The 17,854-nt window shown below is 60.0% G+C and carries 18 protein-coding genes; 12 read left to right on the top strand and 6 right to left on the bottom strand.

The genetic code is table 11. The annotated features are described in order from the left end of the window. The first annotated feature begins 110 nt into the window (after positions 1 to 110). The 5 genes from DOU54_RS23250 to DOU54_RS23230 all read left to right on the top strand — a co-directional run bounded on the left by DOU54_RS23250 (position 111) and on the right by DOU54_RS23230 (position 6,057). Entirely contained in the window at positions 111 to 740 is a 630-nt protein-coding gene (locus DOU54_RS23250; RefSeq protein ID WP_004445205.1) for an NAD(P)H-dependent oxidoreductase, read from the top strand. A 367-nt stretch (positions 741 to 1,107) separates the two neighbouring features. Beyond that, a complete protein-coding gene (locus DOU54_RS23245) occupies positions 1,108 to 2,148 on the top strand; it encodes a methionine ABC transporter ATP-binding protein (RefSeq protein WP_060942288.1) in 1,041 nt (346 codons plus the stop codon). After that, complete coding sequence (locus DOU54_RS23240; RefSeq protein ID WP_006699527.1) at positions 2,138 to 2,806, top strand: methionine ABC transporter permease; 669 nt, start codon at positions 2,138 to 2,140, stop codon at positions 2,804 to 2,806. The genes DOU54_RS23245 and DOU54_RS23240 overlap by 11 nt, the downstream gene beginning before the upstream one ends. Positions 2,807 to 2,839: 33 nt before the next feature. Beyond that, on the top strand, positions 2,840 to 3,619 hold the full coding sequence (locus DOU54_RS23235; protein WP_006699526.1) for a MetQ/NlpA family ABC transporter substrate-binding protein: 780 nt from the start codon (positions 2,840 to 2,842) through the stop codon (positions 3,617 to 3,619). Positions 3,620 to 3,813: 194 nt separating this feature from the next. Further along, complete coding sequence (locus tag DOU54_RS23230) at positions 3,814 to 6,057, top strand: bifunctional diguanylate cyclase/phosphodiesterase (RefSeq protein ID WP_193603446.1); 2,244 nt, start codon at positions 3,814 to 3,816, stop codon at positions 6,055 to 6,057. A 102-nt stretch (positions 6,058 to 6,159) separates the two neighbouring features. Here the strand turns inward: DOU54_RS23230 and trhO are convergent, their stop codons facing one another. The 3 genes from trhO to DOU54_RS23215 all read right to left on the bottom strand — a co-directional run bounded on the left by trhO (position 6,160) and on the right by DOU54_RS23215 (position 8,776). Continuing rightward, positions 6,160 to 7,104: an oxygen-dependent tRNA uridine(34) hydroxylase TrhO gene (gene trhO / locus DOU54_RS23225; RefSeq protein ID WP_113731852.1), complete on the bottom strand. Its 945-nt coding sequence runs from the start codon at positions 7,102 to 7,104 to the stop codon at positions 6,160 to 6,162. Between the two features lie 291 nt (positions 7,105 to 7,395). Continuing rightward, positions 7,396 to 8,304, bottom strand: coding sequence for a CHAD domain-containing protein (locus DOU54_RS23220; RefSeq protein ID WP_113731851.1), 909 nt, complete (start codon positions 8,302 to 8,304; stop codon positions 7,396 to 7,398). Then, entirely contained in the window at positions 8,288 to 8,776 is a 489-nt protein-coding gene (locus DOU54_RS23215) for a CYTH domain-containing protein (protein ID WP_004445188.1), read from the bottom strand. The genes DOU54_RS23220 and DOU54_RS23215 overlap by 17 nt, the downstream gene beginning before the upstream one ends. Positions 8,777 to 8,947: 171 nt before the next feature. On the opposite strand from DOU54_RS23215, the gene DOU54_RS23210 reads away from it, so the two are divergent. From DOU54_RS23210 to DOU54_RS23195, 4 genes are all read left to right on the top strand, one after another. Continuing rightward, the gene (locus tag DOU54_RS23210) at positions 8,948 to 9,586 is read left to right on the top strand and encodes a 2-dehydro-3-deoxy-phosphogluconate aldolase (protein ID WP_006700245.1); all 639 of its coding nucleotides are present in this window, start codon (positions 8,948 to 8,950) and stop codon (positions 9,584 to 9,586) included. Positions 9,587 to 9,695: 109 nt separating this feature from the next. Then, positions 9,696 to 10,391, top strand: coding sequence for a tellurite resistance TerB family protein (locus tag DOU54_RS23205; protein WP_108081581.1), 696 nt, complete (start codon positions 9,696 to 9,698; stop codon positions 10,389 to 10,391). 318 nt (positions 10,392 to 10,709) lie between these two features. Then, complete coding sequence (locus tag DOU54_RS23200; RefSeq protein WP_034496774.1) at positions 10,710 to 11,402, top strand: GNAT family N-acetyltransferase; 693 nt, start codon at positions 10,710 to 10,712, stop codon at positions 11,400 to 11,402. Then, positions 11,389 to 11,637 carry a hypothetical protein gene (locus DOU54_RS23195; protein WP_004445178.1) on the top strand — a complete coding sequence of 83 codons (249 nt, stop codon included), beginning with the start codon at positions 11,389 to 11,391 and terminating at the stop codon, positions 11,635 to 11,637. The genes DOU54_RS23200 and DOU54_RS23195 overlap by 14 nt, the downstream gene beginning before the upstream one ends. Here the strand turns inward: DOU54_RS23195 and DOU54_RS23190 are convergent. From DOU54_RS23190 to DOU54_RS23180, 3 genes are all read right to left on the bottom strand, one after another. Next, complete coding sequence (locus DOU54_RS23190) at positions 11,628 to 12,677, bottom strand: nickel/cobalt transporter (protein WP_113731850.1); 1,050 nt, start codon at positions 12,675 to 12,677, stop codon at positions 11,628 to 11,630. The genes DOU54_RS23195 and DOU54_RS23190 overlap by 10 nt on opposite strands. Then, entirely contained in the window at positions 12,671 to 13,312 is a 642-nt protein-coding gene (locus tag DOU54_RS23185; RefSeq protein WP_193603445.1) for a DUF1007 family protein, read from the bottom strand. The genes DOU54_RS23190 and DOU54_RS23185 overlap by 7 nt, the downstream gene beginning before the upstream one ends. 106 nt (positions 13,313 to 13,418) lie before the next feature. Then, the gene (locus DOU54_RS23180; protein ID WP_113731849.1) at positions 13,419 to 14,597 is read right to left on the bottom strand and encodes a hypothetical protein; all 1,179 of its coding nucleotides are present in this window, start codon (positions 14,595 to 14,597) and stop codon (positions 13,419 to 13,421) included. Between the two features lie 271 nt (positions 14,598 to 14,868). Between DOU54_RS23180 and DOU54_RS23175 the strand changes: the two genes are divergently transcribed. From DOU54_RS23175 to DOU54_RS23160, 3 genes are all read left to right on the top strand, one after another. Then, entirely contained in the window at positions 14,869 to 15,156 is a 288-nt protein-coding gene (locus tag DOU54_RS23175; protein WP_004433441.1) for a hypothetical protein, read from the top strand. A 518-nt stretch (positions 15,157 to 15,674) separates the two neighbouring features. Beyond that, the gene (locus DOU54_RS23165; protein ID WP_037092288.1) at positions 15,675 to 16,322 is read left to right on the top strand and encodes an outer membrane protein; all 648 of its coding nucleotides are present in this window, start codon (positions 15,675 to 15,677) and stop codon (positions 16,320 to 16,322) included. A 290-nt stretch (positions 16,323 to 16,612) separates the two neighbouring features. Then, positions 16,613 to 17,794 carry an MFS transporter gene (locus tag DOU54_RS23160; RefSeq protein ID WP_113731848.1) on the top strand — a complete coding sequence of 394 codons (1,182 nt, stop codon included), beginning with the start codon at positions 16,613 to 16,615 and terminating at the stop codon, positions 17,792 to 17,794. Positions 17,795 to 17,854 lie beyond the last annotated feature (60 nt).

Here is a 17,854-nt window from a genome sequence, read left to right as displayed (position 1 = left end):
TGCCTGCTTGCGCCTGCCGTCCCGGCTCCTATGTGAGACGGGCTACGAAGCGTAGCGCCCATCCTGCCGTCAAGGGGCAGGGCGGGCTGGTCCTCCCAGGGAAAACGAACATGCTTATCGAAAAACTTAACTGGCGTTATGCCACCAAGAAAATGGACCCTTCCAAGACGGTGTCCGAAGACAAGGTTGAGCGCATTGTCGAGGCAGCGCGGCTGGCGCCCACCTCCAGCGGTCTTCAGCCCTTTGAAGTCATCGTCGTCACCGATCCGGAGGTGCGCGCCAAAATCCGCGAGATTGCCTGGAACCAGGCGCAGGTGACCGAAGGCTCGCATCTGCTGGTCTTTGCGGCGTGGGATAATTACACCGAAGAGCGGATCAACCATATGTTCGATCTGGTCAATGAAGAGCGCGGCATCAAGAATGAAGGCTGGGAAGCCTATCGCCAGATGCTGCTTAACACCTATCCGCAGCGCGATCAGCAGGTGAATTTCGAGCACGCCGCCCGTCAGGCCTATATCGGGTTCGGCATGGCTGTGGCGCAGGCCGCCTTTGAGGGTGTGGATTCCACTCCGATGGAAGGTTTCGATCCTGCCAAGCTCGATGAAATCCTTGGCCTGCGTGAGAAGGGCCTGCGCTCCGTCACCATCCTGCCGCTCGGTTATCGCCAGCCGGAAGGCGACTGGCTGGTGAACCTGAAGAAGGTGCGCCGTCCCGCTGAAGAATTCGTCAGCCGCGTCTGATTCAAGGTACTCGCAAAATCTTGACTGCCGCAGGGCTGCACACGCGGCTTTGCGGTAGATTTTTCCTCTCTTTTCAGATAATTGAAAAAACATCCCTGTTAAAAGGTGGCGTGTGCGGGCAAGTATGCGCCATCGAATTGCCGATCCCCGGCATTTCTGAGTGAAAGCCTGACGAAATGACCCGGAAAATCAGCTGTCATCGAATGTGCCCGAAGGCTGCATGAAGAGAGCGGTTCAGCACCGCAACAGGATTTTTTGAGACCCGATCCGTCACGCATTCCCAGAGTTCACAATGAGTTTTCCATCCAGTGCGGCCTCGCCCGCGCGCCAAGAACAGGCGGTCCCTGAAGGGGCGGCAAAGGAGCCGATGGTCACGTTCGAAGGCGTGACCAAGACCTTTGGCGGCACGGGCGGCAAGCCCGGCTTCGCAGCCCTAGCCGGTATCGATTACGCCGTGCCGAAAGGCTCAATCACCGGCATCATCGGTCGCTCCGGTGCCGGCAAGTCCACGCTCATCCGCCTCGCCAACGGCCTTGAAAAGCCTTCGACCGGTCGTGTGATCGTTGATGGTGTCGATGTTGCGGCGCTCGATGAAAAGAGCCTGCGCACGCTGCGTCGTTCCGTCGGCATGATCTTCCAGCACTTCAATCTCCTGTCGTCGCGCACAGCGTTCGACAATGTCGCGCTGCCGCTCGAAATATCAGGCATGGGCAAGAAGGATATCGAGACCCGGGTTGCGCCGCTGCTCGATCTTGTTGGCCTGTCCGATAAGGCAAAGCGTTATCCGGCGGAACTTTCCGGCGGCCAGAAGCAGCGTGTCGGCATTGCCCGTGCGCTCGCCACCCAGCCGAAGCTGCTGCTTTCCGACGAAGCAACGTCTGCGCTCGATCCGGAAACGACACAATCCATTCTCGAACTGCTGAAGCGCATCAATGCCGAGCTCGGTCTGACCGTGCTGCTCATCACCCACGAGATGGAGGTGGTAAAGACCATCGCGTCGCAGGTGGCCGTCATCGACAGGGGACTGATCGTTGAGCAAGGCACCACCTTCGATATCTTCACGGCGCCGAAACACGAGACCACCCGCAGCCTGCTGTCGTCCTCTGTCGGCGTGAAGCTGCCGCACTGGGTTACCTCTGGTCTCAAGCCGCAGGCAGCGGAAGGCGATCGTGTTCTGGTGCGTCTGGTGTTCTTCGGCGAAACGGCCTTCCAGCCGCTGACGGCCCGTCTCGTCGCCGAAATCGGCCCCGATGTGAACATCCTCGCCGGCACCATCGAGGAAATTTCCGGCGAGCCCTTCGGTTCGCTTGTCGTCTCCTATCCGGCCTCGGCTGAGGTTACGGCGCGCGCCGATCGCTTTTATGCTGAAACCGGTCTTCACACGGAGGTGCTCGGTTATGTCGCCTGATATGATCTTCAACCTTCTGCTGAAAGGGCTGTTGCAAACCCTTCACATGGTTGCTGTCTCCGGAATCGTTGGGTCCATCATCGGCGTGCCGATGGGCGTTTTCCTCGCCACCAGCGGCAAGGGCGAACTGTTTCCCGCACCCATGACCAACCGCATCCTCGGCCTCATCGTGAATGCGGCGCGCTCCACGCCCTTCATCATTCTTGTCGTGGCGATCATTCCCTTCACCCGTCTCGTGGCGGGCACGTCGATCGGCACCAGTGCCGCCATCGTGCCGCTGACGGTTGCGACCGTGCCCTTCATCGCCAGGCTGGTGGAGGCGGCGATCCGCGAGGTGGACAAGGGTCTGATCGAGGCTGCCCGCGCCATGGGTGCGACCCCGCTGCAGATCGTCACCAAGGTTCTGCTGGCTGAGGCCAAGCCCGGCATCACGCTGGCGCTCACGCTCACGCTGGTCAGCCTCATCGGTTATTCGGCCATGGTGGGCGCGGTTGGCGGCGGCGGGCTGGGCGATCTCGGCATCCGCTACGGTTACCAGCGCTTCATGCCAGACGTGATGCTGGCTGTGGTTCTGGTGCTGATCGTGCTGGTGCAGCTGGTGCAGAGCGCCGGCGACCGGCTGGCGCGCAGCTTCGACAAGCGTACACGGAAGAATTAACTGCGTTCATAATAACAACCCAAGGAGACACCCATGAAGAAACTCATCCTCGCGGCATCGCTCGCCGCTCTCTTCACCGCCGGTCAGGCGCTGGCCGAGACGATCAAGATCGGCGTCACCCCCGCCGAACACGCGCAGATCATGGAACAGGTGAAGAAGATCGCGGCCGCCAAGGGCCTCGATATCGATATCGTCGAGTTCTCCGATTATGTCGTGCCGAACCAGGCGCTGAACGACGGCGAGCTGCAGGCCAACTCCTTCCAGCACCAGCCTTACCTCGACAACCAGATCGCTGACCGCAAGTTCGATCTCGTCAGCGTCGGCACCACCATCACCACCCCGATGGGCGTTTATTCGAAGAAGGTGAAGAGCCTTGACGAGCTGAAGGATGGCGCGACGGTCGGTATTCCGAACGATCCCACCAATGGCGGCCGCGCCCTTCTGGTTCTTGCCTCCAAGGGCCTGATCAAGGTCAAGGAAGAAGCTGGCCTCAAGGTAACGCCTGCCGACATCACCGAAAACCCGAAGAACATCCAGATCGTCGAACTCGACGCCGCACAGCTGCCGCGCTCGCTTGACGATACCGACGCTTCGGTCATCAACACCAACTATGCCACGGCAGCCGGCCTGAACCCGAAGAAGGACTCCATCGCGATCGAAAGCGAAAAGTCCCCTTACGCGAACGTCATCGCCGTTCGCACGCAGGACAAGGACAAGCCCTGGGTGAAGACGCTGGTGGAATCCTACCACAGCCCGGAAGTGAAGGCCTTCATTCTGGAGAAGTATAACGGCACGGTTATCCCGTCCTGGTAATCGCTCCATCGATGAAAATGATGACCTCTCCCGCTCGCGGGGGAGGTTTTTTGTTTTACGGACGGGCGCAAATCCACTTTTCCTGAAAAACCTCCGTTCTTTCCAGAAAGGATTTTTCAGATTTTCGGTCGGACTGTCGTTTTGTACCCGTTGTTTTTTGGGTCGGTGTTACGGCGCGGCTTAACGGCTTTTGAATGTTTCCTTGGCAAGATGATGCTTTCGAAGGGGATTTTATGCGGATTGCGCCGCGCAACATTGGGGACTATTTGCCGGTCGGGCGCAGAACCGCCGTCGGCGTTGTGCTGTCCACCTTCGCGCTGGTGCTTCTCATCGTTACGGCGCTCGTCCTCTCCGCTCTCAGTCAGGTCCGGGAAAAGGCCAACCTGCTCGACAGTGCCCGTTCACGCGAGACGACGGCGGGAGCTCTCGTCACTTTTCGCGAACAGCTTGGTGCGACCCTCAACGATTACGCCGCCTGGGACGATGCCGCCGAATATGTCTATGCTCCTGATCGCTTCGACTGGGTGGCCAGCAATTACGGCGACATGACGGCCAATAACGATCTTTTCGATACTGCCGTTATCATCGACGAGGATGACAAGGTCCGTATGGCCTATCAGAATGGCAAGCCGGCGAAATGGGTGCCCGGCACCTATTTCGCCGCCGGCCTTCCGGAAATGATTGAACGGGTGCGGTCCATGCGTCCCGGCGTCACCTCGCAGGTCACGGGTTTCGTCAAAACCGGGGATGGCATCGCCGCTGCCGGTGTTGCGCTGGTGCGGCTCAAATCGGGAGCGCTGCCGCCGGTCGGTGCGGAGCGGCGCTATCTGGTTTTTGCCCGTCATCTCACCCAGGCGACGGTGCACAAACTCGCCCGCAACTACGTGATCGAGGGCCTGGAGCTGCAATATGGCGAGGGAACGGCCGCCAACCATGTGGATATCGTCAATCCGCTGGGGCAGGTGCTGGCACGGCTCGTCTGGCGCTCGCACCTGCCCGGAGATGTCAGTTTTCATGAGGCGCGGCCGGTCGTCTTTACCGCGCTCGGTATCGCCGGCACGTTCTTTCTGGTGCTGCTCATTATTGGTTCGGCCACGCTCGATCGTCTGAAGGCGGATGAGGCGGCGGCGCGGGAAGAGGCTCTGCGCGATCGGCTGAGCGACCTCAATAATCGCGCCGGTCTCTTCGCGAGGCTGGACCGCATGGTCGCCAAGGCAAGCCACGACAAGACGGATATCAAGCTGCTTTATCTCGATCTCGACGGCTTCAAGGAAATCAACGATTCCTACGGCCACGCGGCGGGTGACCGGCTCATCAAGGGCGTGGCGGCGGCGCTCAGGGTGCTGGTGCCGGAAGGCGCGGTTCTGGCGCGGCTCGGCGGCGACGAATTCGCCATCGCCATTCAGGGCGACGACGTGTGGGTGGAAGGCCGCAAGCTCTGCATGTCACTGCTGGAACTGTTCACCGAACCCTTCAGCATAGGCGAGCGTGTGGCAAGTATAGGCTGCAGCATCGGCACGTCGATCTCGCGGGCGGGGGACATCAATGGTGAGGAATTGCTGCGCCGCGCGGATATGGCCATGTATCAGGCCAAGGAAAACGGCCGCGGTCGTTACGTGTCCTACGAATTGAAAATGGATGCGCTGCGCGAGGAAAAACTGCAGCTCGAGGCCGATCTTCGCTCCGCCATTTTGAACGACGAGATACAGGTGGTTTATCAGCCGGTCGTCAGCGCCGCCACGCGCTGCATTACCGGGGTGGAAGCGCTGGCCCGCTGGCAGAGGCCGGGATATGGCTTCGTCCCGCCCGACATATTCATCGCCGCTGCCGAGACGAGCGGTCTCATCGACCGGCTCGGCCTGCTGGTGCTGCGCAAGGCCTGCGAGACAGCACAGCAATGGCCGTCCATCAAACTGTCGGTCAACATTTCACCCGTGCAGTTCCGCAATCCGGCCTTTTCCGGCCATGTCGCGGATATTCTGGATGCAACGAAGACGCCGCCGGAAAGGCTGCGGCTGGAAATGACGGAAGGTTATTTCATCCAGCACCCGGAGCGGGCAAGTGCGGCAATAGACAAGCTGAAACAGCTCGGCCTGCATATCGCGCTCGACGATTTCGGCGCCGGCTTTGCCAGCGTCGGCTATCTGCGTCGCTTCGGCTTCGACAGGATGAAGATCGACCGTTCGCTCATCATGGCGCTCGACAAGGGAGGCCGCTCGCTGGAAATGCTGCAGACGACCGTGGCGCTGGCGAAATCACTCGACATTCCGGTCACGGCCGAAGGCGTGGAAACGGAAGAGCAGGCGGCCATACTGCATCTGTGCGGCTGCGACGAATTGCAGGGTTACCTGTTCTCAAAACCGGTCGCGGCGGAAGAGATCACCGCCATGCTGGACGGACAGGATGCGCCGCTTTTTGCGCTGCGGGCGGGGGCGTGAGGTTCTCGACGTGTCGCTTCTCGTTTCTTCTCCCCGGCGGGGAGAAGAAACACGCGGCGCCGCTCTATCCAAATTTAGATACAGTCCTATAGCTACCTGGGCTTACCGCCCCAGATGCCGCTCGCCGCGCTTCTTTGCCAGGTCGATCTGCTGTTGCCGGTCGCGGAAGCGCTGGCGGTCTTCTTCGCTGCGCCCATCGTAGCAGCTCGGGCAGGAGACGCCTTCCTCGAACTTGGGTGACAGGCGCACTTCCGGGGTGATCGGGTTGCGGCAGGCGTGGCACAGCTGGTGGTCGCCTTCGGCCAGGCCATGCACCACCGACACACGCTCGTCGAAAACGAAGCAGGCGCCCTCCCACAGGCTTTCTTCTTCCGGCACTTCTTCCAGATATTTCAGGATGCCGCCCTTGAGGTGATAGACCTCGTCGAAGCCCTGCTCCTTCATGAAGGCCGTGGCCTTTTCGCAGCGGATGCCGCCGGTGCAATACATGGCGATCTTCGGCTTGTTGTGCAGGCCGGGATTGTTCTTCACCCAGTCCGGAAACTCGCGGAAGGTTTTCGTCTTCGGATCAACTGCACCCTTGAAGACGCCGATGGCGGTTTCGTAATCGTTGCGGGTATCGATGACGATCGTGTCCGGGTCGGAGATCAATTCGTTCCAATCGCGCGGGTCGACATAGGTGCCGACGATCCGGTTCGGATCGATATCAGGCACGCCCATCGTGACGATCTCTTTCTTGAGCTTCACCTTCAGCCGCACGAAAGGCATGTGCGAGGCGCGGCTTTCCTTGTGCTCCAATGCCGAAAATTCCGGCTGTGCGCGCAGGAAGGAAAGCACGGCGTGAACGCCTGCATCCGGGCCGGCGATCGTGCCGTTGATGCCCTCGGCGGCCAGCAGCAGCGTGCCCTTGACGCCGTTCTTCTGGCAGAGCTCGAACAATGGCTCACGCAGGCTCTCGAACCGCGGCAGGCGGGCGAAATGATAAAGCGCGGCCACAAGGAAATCGCCAGAGACTTCCGGGCGGGGGAGAATGGTCGTGTCGGTCATGGCCGGTGAAATACAGCGACGGCGGCCGCAAAGCAATATTTATCGGTGGGTTCGGGTATTTTGAAAATCGTCAATCGGGAGGATTTGTGGGCTTCCTGTCATTCCTGCTGCCGTGTGCAGGCAACGGGATGTCGCAATGCCGCCTCCGTCATTCCGGCCTTGAGCCGGAATCCAGCCGACGCGCGTCTGCGCGGCGGGACAAGTCTTTTCAGCCCAAGTCCTTGGGCTGGCTGGATTCCGGCTCAAGGCCGGAATGACGGAGGTGAGCGAGCGCCGAAAGTGGCGTTTGGCCTACTTCGCCGCCTGCCGCCACAGTAGGCCGACGATGCGGCTTTCCGTGCGGGCAGATTCGGAAAAGACCTCATCTGCCAGTTCAAGGCCTTCGGCACGCAGCGCCTGCTGCCTTTCGATGATGGCGTCGAGCAGCAGCGCCAGCCGTTCGCCGTTGCCAAAGCGGTCGGGCTCGCGGTCGGCCACGGCGGCGAGAACCGAGAGATCGTGTTCGTGGCCGAGAATGTCGACCAGTCGCTTGGTATCGGCGCGCTTGGCGCGCATGGCGGACGGCCAGATACGCCTCATCAGACCAAGATGCATCCAGTAGGTCTGGCCGGCCTTGCGCAACTCATGGAAATGCTCGACATCGGCCTGCTCGTGGCAATCGGCCAGCGCCTGTCGCGCCCGTTTCCTCTGCCGCGCCCAGCTTGTCCTCAGCAGCCGGGCGCTGTCCTTGAGCTCATCCGGCAGCGATAGCGTCTTCAGCCGTTCACGTCCCGCCTCGCAGCCGGTGATGGCCGCAGAAATCGCCTCGTCGAGAGCGGCCTCGTATTTCACCGCATGATCCCGACGCGCGCGCAGCATCGCCGTGATGGACCGCAGCGCCTCACCCTGTGTATCGGAGAGCGCGAAAGCCTCCAGATATTCCGCCGTTTCCACCAATGCCGTCGCATCACGGGCGAAGGCGAGCGAACGGGCAATATCCCGGAAGCGGGCATTTTCCTCTCGGCTAAAATCCGGCGCCGCCTTTCGGATGAGGCGGTAGAGGGCCCGCAGCCGCTTGAAGCGCTTGCGCACATCGTGCACGGCCTCGTGCGGGCCGGACGGACGGTCACGCAGGATGGTGACCGTGTCTTCGATCAATTCCAGGCCGGCGCGGCGGATTTCATCGTCAAAGGGCTTTTTCGGATCAATTCTGAAAGGCATCCGACAGGTCTCCGCTCTGGTCGTCCGTGGCGAGGGACTGGTTGGAAAAGCGCCTGTCGCCCGTTACCTCCCTGCCGAGCCAGGGAGGAAGATCCGGATCGGCATTTTCGTCATCCATCTCCACTTCCGCCACGATAAGCCCCTTATATCGGCCTTCGAAAACATCGATCTCCCAGGTGAAGCCGCCGTGATCAACCGTGTGCCGCGTCTTCTCGATCACCACGCCGGGCGCGCTGGCCATCAGTTCCTCGGCATCTTCCAGCGGGATGGGATATTCATATTCGTCGCGGACGAGGGCGCTTGCGCCGATCTTGATTGTGAGTGTCGCGTCACGCCCGTCGACGATCCTCACCCTGACCGAACGATTTTCCATGGAGGCGACATAGGCCTGCCGGAAAGCCATGCTATGCGTTACCTCATCGCGCCATTCACCGCCTGCAACAAGAAACTTCCGTTCGATTTCCTTGGCCATGCTGTCTCCGCAAACTGGTGCGCCAGACTATCGCAAGACGGCTTGATGAAGAAGCGAATTGATTGAAGTATCAGGGCAAAAAATGGCCTTGCCATGCCTCGACATCAAAGCCGGGGCAGGCTAATCGGTAAACGGGATTTCAATCGTTTCAATCGCGCAAGGAGGCTCATCTTGGCCCAGGACTCCGAAAAACTTCTCTCCATCCTGAAACTTCAGCCGGTCGTGCCGGTGCTGATCGTGGATGACGCCGCCTCCGCCGTGCCGCTTGCGCGTGCTTTGGTCGCGGGCGGTCTGAAGGCAATCGAGATCACCATGCGCACGCCGGCCGCGCTGGACGCCATCCGTGCTGTTGCGGCGGAAGTGGAAGGCGCCAATGTCGGCGCCGGCACCATTCTCAATGCGAAGGATTTCGAGGCGGCTGCCGAAGCCGGTTCCACCTTCATCGTCAGCCCAGGCATCAACAAGAGCGTGCTGGAAGCTGCGCGCAGCTCCAGGGTGCCGCTGCTTCCGGGCGCCGCCACTGCCAGCGAAGTCATGGCGCTGCGCGACGAGGGTTACAAGGTGCTGAAGTTCTTCCCGGCCGAACAGGCTGGCGGCGCACCTTATCTCAAGGCGCTGTCTTCGCCGCTCGCCGGCACCGTCTTCTGCCCGACCGGCAGCGTATCGCTCAAGAACGCCAACGACTATCTCTCCCTGCCGAACGTCGTCTGCGTCGGCGGCTCCTGGGTTGCCCCACGCGAACTGGTGGCGACGGGTGACTGGGCGGGCATCACCAAGCTTGCCGCCGAAGCTGCTGCGCTGCGCGGCTGATTTGTCTCCTGTCAGACCCGTTCACGAAGGCGTGAGCGGGTTTGACATTTATAATCGGCCCACGGCTTCCTATCTCCCCCTGTAGATTTGACCTCTACAGGAGATTTTGATGTTCGACGCCAAGAAGCTTCTTGAACAATTCCTCGGCTCGCAGGTGCCGGGCCTTTCGGGAAGCGTCCGTGACAGAGCCGGGCAGGCCGCCGATATCGCCAAGAACAATCCCCTCAAGGCCGGTGCTCTCGCCGCCGCAATCCTGGGCACCAAAACCGGCCGCAAGCTCGCCGGCAACGTCGCCACCATCGGCGGTGTCGCCGCCATCGCTGGCCTCGGTTACCTCGCCTACAAGAATTACAAGTCAGGACAGGCGCCGGAAGCCGCGCCGAAACCAGAGGCGGAACTTCTCGCTCCGCCCGCCGATTCCGCTTTCCATCCGCAGTCGCCGGCGCTTTCCAATGATTTCGCGCTGAAGCTCATCCAGGCCATGATCGCGGCTGCCAAGGCCGACGGGCATATCGATGAGAAAGAGCGCGCCAATATCATGGACAAGGTGCAGGTTTCCGGCCTCGATAGCGAAGCCGAGCGTTTCCTCGAAAAGGAACTGGCCGATCCGCTCGACATAGACGCGCTGGTGGCCGCTGCCCGCACGGAAGAGCAGAAGGTGGAGCTTTATACCGCCTCGCGGCTTGCCATCGAGGCCGATACGCGGGCGGAGCGGGGGTATCTCGATCTTCTTGCCGGGCGGCTTGGGTTGCCGGATGCGCTGGTGGATCACATCGAGGCGACGGTGGTGGCGGCGAAGGTGTAGGTTGGCGTTTGGACTTGGGCATGAAGGTTTGAGCGTGTGGCTCACCCCCTCTGCCCTGCCTGGCATCTCCCCCTCAAGGGGGGAGATCGACACGCGGCTACATCTCGCCTCTTTCGACGTTAGCGATTGAAGCGGCGGTAGGGCCTCCCGCTGATCTCCCCCCCTGAGGGGGAGATGCCAGGCAGGGCAGAGGGGGATGAGCCACGCCCACCGAGGACGATAAGCGCCCCGCCGAGATCACCGCATCCCACCCCCACATGCACTGTTGTCATCCCGCCCGGCTTGCCCTAATCCTTCTCCCAGCAAATGGGGAAGAGAATGCGCGATCTGAGAGAATTCAAGGGATGTCCGGCGCCGCAGCCGGTGGTGCTGAAGGGCCGTTATGTAACGGCGGAACCGTTCGATCGCGACAAACATCTGGAAAAACTCTGGGCTGCGCTTGGCGGCGAGGGCACCAATGCGCTGCTCAGATATTTCCCGCAAAGCGCCTTTCCCGATGCGGATGCCTTTGGCGACTGGCTTGTTGGCGCTGGCGAAAAGCTTAACTGGGTGACGCTCGTCTTTGTCGAAAACACAACGGGCGAAATCGTCGGCATGGCGAGTTACATGCGGCCCGATCCCGCCAATGGCGTGGTAGAAGTCGGCTCCGTCGCCCATGGGGCGAAAATGAAACGTTCCCCGCTTGCCACCGAGGCGCATTACCTTATGGCGAAGCATGTGTTCGAGGATCTGGGGTATCGCCGTTACGAGTGGAAATGCCACAACGAAAATGAGCCCTCCAAGACGACGGCGAAGCGTTATGGCTTCACCTTCGAAGGCGTCTTCCGCCAGCATATGATCTCGAAGGGGCAAAATCGCGATACGGCGTGGTTTTCCATGATCGACGCCGAATGGCCACTGATCGGCAGGGCCTTCGAGGCCTGGCTTTCACCGGACAATTTTACAGCTGACGGCACGCAGAAGCGCAAGCTTGAGGATATTCGCGCGGAGCTTGCCCATGCCAACGCCTGAAAAGCCAAAGCCCGAGACGCCAACCGCCAGAAAGGATTGGTCGCCTGCCATTGCCGCGGTGCTCATCATCCTCGGCTTCGGGCTGATATTCTTCATTATGCCTAAAATCATGTTGTGGCTCGGCGATTATTCGCCCTGGCTGGCGGCCGCCTTCGGCACGGTGGCGGTGCTCTGTTTTTTCCTGCTGTTCTGGCTGCGGGCGCGTTACCAGCGCCGCCATAACGATCAGAACTGAAGCGACGCGCCGAGCAGCATCAGGCCCATCAGCAAGACGAAGAGCGCACCGGCGATTTCGATCGCGTGGCTGATGCCGGCCGCCCTGCGGCTGCCGGGGCCGGCGAAACGCACGGCCAGACCCTTGGCGGAGACGGCCATGATGGCGAGGACCGAGACCGTGATGGCGGTGCCGAGCGACATGGCAAGGACGGAGAGCACACCGCCAAGATAAAGCCCGTTCAAAAGCGCGAAGCTCATGACGATGATAGCCCCCGAGCAGGGCCTGAGCCCTACAGCGATGATGGCTGACCATGCCTCGTGAAGACTGAAGTTCTTTGCCCTCAGCAGCATCGGATCGGGCGCATGGGATTTGCCGCAGGCGGTGCAGAGGTCGCCCGGGCCGTCATGGGCGTGATCGGCAAAAACCGGTTTGCCCTGAAACCGCAGCCCCGTGCCCATGCCGGTGGTTCTTGCTGCCGGTGCCTCACCCGCCACAGCGAAAACGGTGGCCTGCTCGCGCCGGATGCGCAGCGACCAGAGTTTTCGCACCAGCAGCCATGCGCCAAACAGGGCGACCATGGCGAAACTGGCGATTTCCATCGCCTGTGTCGCTTTCGTCATGGTGATTGAGGTGCCGCGCAGCACCAGCCAGGCCGCGCCGACAAGGCCGATCGCGACAGCGCCCTGAATGAGCGCCGAGACGAAGGAGATGACGATGCCACGTCTCAGCTGCGTTTCATTGGCGATCATGTAGGAGGAGATGACCGCCTTGCCGTGGCCGGGACCGGCCGCATGGAACACGCCATAAGTAAAGGAGAGGCCGATCAGCGAACCGAGCGCCCAGCTGTCCTCGCGCATCGCCTTCAGCGCGCCGGTCAGCGCCCGGTAGAACATCTGCTGGTGCACGTTGATCCACTGCATCAACGGGGCAAAAGGCCCGCCGACGGAAAAGGACGGTTCGGCCGAGCCTATGCCGAGCGGCGATTGCGCATGGGCCGCGCCGGCCACGGCAATGAAGCCGATGACGACGGCAAGCAGGCCGACCCGGCGGCTCAGCATGTGACCTCCAGCCGCGTGGCAAAGAGCTTGGTCATGTCTGTACCGGTGGGATCGTTGAAAAAGGCATCGGTGAGCGTATTCTGGTTCTGGGAGATCACCTCGTCCGGATCAGGGCGCACCACATGCTGCTTGCAGGCCTTCAAATCCTTGCCCTCGGTGGCGATATCGCCGTCCTTGGCGAAATCGATCGCCGTATACATCGTCGGATCCCACGCGCCAAAGCTGAGCCTGCCCTTCACCGCCAGAGGTTTGAGCGGTTTCACGGAAAAGAACATCAGAATCTGCTGGTCCTTGTAATCCACATGAATGGCGTCGGGTTTACCGAACTCCACCGGTTTCCCGTCAGCGGTGATGAAGGTGTAGTAGGAATATTCGGCCAGCGATTCCAGCACGGTATTGCCGATTTCGGCCAGCTCGTCCTTGTCGAGTTTCAGATCGCTGTTCTTGTCGTAATCCATCACAACGCTTGCTGAGAACATCTCGTCGAAACGCCAGATGTTGCGCACTTCCTGGATGGTCCGGTTCGGTCCCTCGACGATTTCCATCCGGGCTTCGGCAAAGATATGCGGATGGGCGGAGGCGGCGACGGGGATGCAGGCGAGGCCGGCCGCGATAAGCAAAAATCGTCTGTACATTATCCGGTCTGTCCTGCCGTCGAATCTGGAAGGTCTGACTCTAGCAGAAATTGGGACCGAATTTCGACCCGATGCGTCCGAACCTTCGCGCAGGTTGAGACGGAGTTCAGAAGGTGCCGCTGAAACGCGAGGTGACGCTCGAGCCATCATAGGCAAGGTCGGTATCGCGCTCGTCATGCAGCAGGCGGTTGAACTCCACCTCCAGCTTGCTGTTCTTGCCGGTATCGAAAGAGAGGGTGGCGACCAGCCGGCGCTCGCTGGTATCGTAATTGTAATAGATCCAGTCCTTGTGGACCTGCTGCAGCGCGAGGTCCAGGCCGACCTTCTCGGCCAGCCTGCTTTTCACGACGAACTGCCAGCGACGGTGAAATTCGGCGATCGGGTCGTCGGGATCGAACAGGGCGTAATCCTGCGAGAAGCCCACGCCGAAGGCGATGCGGTCCGTGGCCTTCAGCTCGGCTTCCGCCCGGAGATAAGGCCGGGTGCGTTTCACCTTGTCGCTGATCTCGTCTCCGAAAATGGAGGTCAGCCCAGCTTCGGCAAGCACTGCGAGACGGTTCGAGAACCTGTAGCCGTAAGCAAGCGAGCCGCGCAGCGTATGGGCCGGAAACCGCTCATATTTTTCCTGCTGCCCTTCCGGCACGAGAATGCGGTCATAGGCGATCGTGATGCCAGCCTCACCGCCGGCGAGTGGCCGTTCATGTTCCGCCTTCAGCGACAGGAGCGCCTCATTGGCCTCCAGACGCGTGGGGATGAAATAGGCCGGGCGGAATCGAGCCTCGCCTTTCATCAGGCTGGCAAGGCTGGCCGTCAGCTTGTTCTTGCCGCCAAGGGCGAGGATGCCAAGCTGGGAGGAGGCTTCAAGCTTGTGATCCAGCTGCCTGTATCCGATATTTTCTTCCGGCAGGTGCAGGAAAATATCGCCGGCATCGCTGCGGGTGCCGCGCAACTCAAGAGCCCATTCCAGCTTTTCGGAAAAGCGTCTGGTCACACCCAGCGACGCGATGGTGTTATGCTCATTGGCAAAACGGTAACGGGGAAGGCGAACCTCTTCCTGCTCAAGCGAGTAACGCAGTTCCGCCCCTTCAAGCGCGATCTTGCCCGTGAGCCCGAAGCCGGCGCGCAGCGAAATGGCGCTCAAGCGATTGGTGTCGGCGAAATAATTGCTGTCATAGGAGATGCCGGATTTGTAGGTGATGGTGTGCTCATCGGCCTTTTCTCCCGCCCACCCGCGGCAGGCGCAGGCAAGCCCGAGAACAAGCGCGATATATCCCCCCAGCCGCATTTGCATCTCCGGTCGCTAATTAAGCAATATCTTATATTTGGATGGTTAATAAAGTTTCCTGCCCGGGTTTACTGTCTTCGCCAAAGGTGCCTGCCGATACTGTTAGGAAAAGGAGCGAAAGGGCGGAGGCGAGATATGTAGTATTTGATTAAAATCGCCAGTATTAGTGTTAATCGTTTATTTTAATATTAGCCTTTGCTTGAATTAGAATCCTCTAAATATACAGTTAAGTTACGCCAGATGGCGTGATCAAACAAAAGAGGAGAGAGAAATGATTGCAAAGTTCGCTTGTGTAGCCGCTATTCTTACTGTCGCTTCCGTTGGTCAGGCCAATGCGGGCGGTCTTCTGGGTGGCATCCTGTCCGGCAACAGCAACAAGGGCGGCGCCCTTGTCGTGGTTTCGCCAAGCATCGATCTCGGTGTCAGTGGCATCCTATCCAATAACGGGATTTTGAATGGCAACAAGACCGGCATCCTGAACGGCGTGCTGAATGGCAACAAGACGTCCGTCGATGTCATCGACAACAAGAATGACGGCGGCAAGAAGCGCCGGCACTAAGGAATGAAGAAAGGGATGGCGAAACCATTGTCTTTCGCCATCCCGCTCTGACGGGACAGCTCGAAGATCATCAGGGATTTTCGACGCAGACGATGCGCGAAGCGCATAAGCCGGTAACGAACCCAGAGTTGCGTGTGTGTGACGCATGGTATTTCCGGCAAGAACAAACGGCGCATCGCATGACTGAAGGGGGCCCTCGGGCTCCCTTTTTTTGGAGGATGATCCAGCTGCGTCGTCGCGCTCGCCGATCCTTGACGTGCCTTAGAAAGATGCGTGCATCCGGTGTATTTATGTTTATATATTCTAATTTTACTTCAAATGAAATAAGAATTTATAATGTAGAAATATACAATATAATTTGCTATTCTCTGGCTTTGGCGTCATTGTTGCTTGTTTTTAACGTTTGGATGCTTCAATTAGAACGTGTCCCCGACTCGTCGTTTGTGACCGTGATTTCGGCGGCGGGTATATTCGAGGCCCGCTTCGTGGCGGGTAGGGCAGTTTTGAAGGAGCAATTTATGTTGAAACAATCATTTCTCGTCTTCGCCGCACTTGGCGTTCTTTCCGGCGCAGCCATTGCTGCTGATGCCGTTAGCGACATTCCGGCGGCGCCTGCTGTCAGCGACGTTGCGCCTGCCTTTTCCTGGGATGGTTTTTACGCCGGTGTTTCCGGTGGCTATGGCTGGAACCGTTTGAAAGCCACGGAAGACGGTGACACCGAAAAGCATAGTTTTGATGGCGGTCGCTTCGCGGGCTTTGCCGGTTATAATGCGGAAGTGGCGCCGTCAGTCGTTCTCGGTGTCGAGGGCGACCTCGGTTACGCCTGGGGCAAAAAGACGATCGAGCTCAGCAAGGTTTCCTCGGGCTTGAACGGTTCGGCACGTCTGCGCGCCGGCTATGCCATCGACCGCGCCCTGATCTACACCGCCGGCGGTTACACCGCCACAAACAGCAAGATCAAGACGCCTTTCGGCAACACGAGCGAGACGCTGAATGGCTGGACGATTGGTGCGGGTATCGATTACGCCTTCACCGACAACATATTCGGCCGTCTCGAATATCGCTACAACGATTTCGGCAAGAAGACCTACACTGTCCAGAACCTCTCTGCCGATGGAAAGCTCAGCGACCACGTCGTTAACGTCGGTCTCGGCGTGAAGTTCTGATTGGCGGTTATTCGTACCGGCGGAACGCATCGGGCGACAGTCAAGCAGTATCAATCCATAACCTGCCCGGTGGCGAGAACATCTCCGGGCAGGTGCCCTTAATCGAACGACGCTTGCTTTCCGCTGAAGCAGGTCCAGCCGTGGGCGATAGACATCCTGAGTGGCGAGAAGAGGTTTCGTCTACTTTCAGCGACGAAACGGCATCCAGTGTTGCGTGCAGGCTTGAACAGCGGAGCGTTTTGATGTGATGGTGGGTGCCACCCCCGCTTGCCAGCCTTCAGACGATTCCCATGCAACAAAAAAGCACTTTGCCGGGCGCTTTGGATCGCCAGGCCTATATGATCGCGTTGCTGGTCTTCATTGCCGGCAGCACCAATGCCGCCGTTGTGCCATTTATCGGCTTCTACATCATTCAGGTGCTTGGTCATCCGCCGGCCACCGTCGGATTTTACAGTGTGACGGCGGCGCTGGCTTCGATTGTCGCAAGCCGCGTTTATGGTGAGCGCGTTGATGCCGGGATGCGGGTGAGGCCGCTTTTGTTGCTTTCGGTGTGCGGCGCTCTTGTCGCGGCTGCGGCGGCAAGCTTTGGGCATATGGCGCTGCTGGTGGCCGTAACGGCGACCGGCATGGGGCTTTCCAACGCCGCAAGCACGCTCATTTTCAGTTACGGTCGGTATCATGGCCGGGTGAAGGGGCTGGACACGGTCGCCTATAATGCCTTCCTGCGGACGATGGTGTCGCTGGCATGGATGCTGGTCCCCGCCGCCGCCTATCTGATCTTCGACGTTGCGGGTGCGAAGGCGGTATTCGTGAATGCCATGCTGATGGCCGTCATCTGGGGCGGTCTTGCGCTCGTCGTCGTGCCGTTGAACCAGACAAGCCCCATGGAACGGCGGCCGCAGGCCGAGGGCGACACACGGCGCAATATGCCGCTGCTTCTCGCCGCCGCGGCCAGTTTCTGCATGTCTTTCGCCCATGCGCTCTGCGCTTCGGCATTGCCGGTGTTTCTGGTGCGTGAAGTGGGGTTGCCGGACTATGCGCCGGGCCTGTCGCTCAGCGTCAAATGCGCCATGGAAGTTCTGCTTATTCTTCTTGCGCCGCGCATCATGCGCCGGATCAGCGCACGGCTGCTTCTGAGCGGCGCGGCGATAACGGCGATAATCGCCTTCAACATCATCGCTTCGGTCACGACCCTGCCCGCAATGCTGGTGGGGGCTGCGATGGAGGGTGCCTATTACGGCCTTTTCGCCGGCACCTGTCTGACCTTCGTGCAGGGCTTTGCCCGTGGACGCACGGCGCGGGCGACGGCGCTTTATATGAATTCGATTTTTCTCGCTGCGCTGTTTGCGGTGCCGCTAATGGGGTTCGTATCGCAATATGCCAGCTTCGGGGCCTCGATCCGGCTCGCCTCGGTCGGTGCGGGCGCGGCTTTGCTGCTCTTGTTCCTCACGCGGCGGCAGGTGGGAGAGTAGGGTATTGCAGGGGGCAGCAATCTTGCACAAAGGCTTGGCGGCGAGATAGCGGACGACCCT

It is taken from the genome of Agrobacterium sp. MS2 (assembly GCF_003261015.1).
GTDB lineage: Bacteria > Pseudomonadota > Alphaproteobacteria > Rhizobiales > Rhizobiaceae > Agrobacterium > Agrobacterium pusense.
Note: the sequence above shows the minus strand (reverse complement) of the source record. Positions and strands in the feature narration are given on the sequence as shown.

Bases quoted from the DNA above. Each gene is read 5' to 3' on its own strand.
- DOU54_RS23250 (WP_004445205.1), top strand. From the start codon at position 111: ATGCTTATCGAAAAACTTAACTGGCGTTATGCCACCAAGAAAATGGAC.
- DOU54_RS23245 (WP_060942288.1), top strand. From the start codon at position 1,108: ATGGTCACGTTCGAAGGCGTGACCAAGACCTTTGGCGGCACGGGCGGC.
- DOU54_RS23240 (WP_006699527.1), top strand. From the start codon at position 2,138: ATGTCGCCTGATATGATCTTCAACCTTCTGCTGAAAGGGCTGTTGCAA.
- DOU54_RS23235 (WP_006699526.1), top strand. From the start codon at position 2,840: ATGAAGAAACTCATCCTCGCGGCATCGCTCGCCGCTCTCTTCACCGCC.
- DOU54_RS23230 (WP_193603446.1), top strand. From the start codon at position 3,814: ATGTTTCCTTGGCAAGATGATGCTTTCGAAGGGGATTTTATGCGGATT.
- trhO (WP_113731852.1), bottom strand. From the start codon at position 7,104: ATGACCGACACGACCATTCTCCCCCGCCCGGAAGTCTCTGGCGATTTC.
- DOU54_RS23220 (WP_113731851.1), bottom strand. From the start codon at position 8,304: ATGCCTTTCAGAATTGATCCGAAAAAGCCCTTTGACGATGAAATCCGC.
- DOU54_RS23215 (WP_004445188.1), bottom strand. From the start codon at position 8,776: ATGGCCAAGGAAATCGAACGGAAGTTTCTTGTTGCAGGCGGTGAATGG.
- DOU54_RS23205 (WP_108081581.1), top strand. From the start codon at position 9,696: ATGTTCGACGCCAAGAAGCTTCTTGAACAATTCCTCGGCTCGCAGGTG.
- DOU54_RS23200 (WP_034496774.1), top strand. From the start codon at position 10,710: ATGCGCGATCTGAGAGAATTCAAGGGATGTCCGGCGCCGCAGCCGGTG.
- DOU54_RS23195 (WP_004445178.1), top strand. From the start codon at position 11,389: ATGCCAACGCCTGAAAAGCCAAAGCCCGAGACGCCAACCGCCAGAAAG.
- DOU54_RS23190 (WP_113731850.1), bottom strand. From the start codon at position 12,677: ATGCTGAGCCGCCGGGTCGGCCTGCTTGCCGTCGTCATCGGCTTCATT.
- DOU54_RS23185 (WP_193603445.1), bottom strand. From the start codon at position 13,312: ATGTACAGACGATTTTTGCTTATCGCGGCCGGCCTCGCCTGCATCCCC.
- DOU54_RS23180 (WP_113731849.1), bottom strand. From the start codon at position 14,597: ATGCGGCTGGGGGGATATATCGCGCTTGTTCTCGGGCTTGCCTGCGCC.
- DOU54_RS23175 (WP_004433441.1), top strand. From the start codon at position 14,869: ATGATTGCAAAGTTCGCTTGTGTAGCCGCTATTCTTACTGTCGCTTCC.
- DOU54_RS23165 (WP_037092288.1), top strand. From the start codon at position 15,675: ATGTTGAAACAATCATTTCTCGTCTTCGCCGCACTTGGCGTTCTTTCC.
- DOU54_RS23160 (WP_113731848.1), top strand. From the start codon at position 16,613: ATGCAACAAAAAAGCACTTTGCCGGGCGCTTTGGATCGCCAGGCCTAT.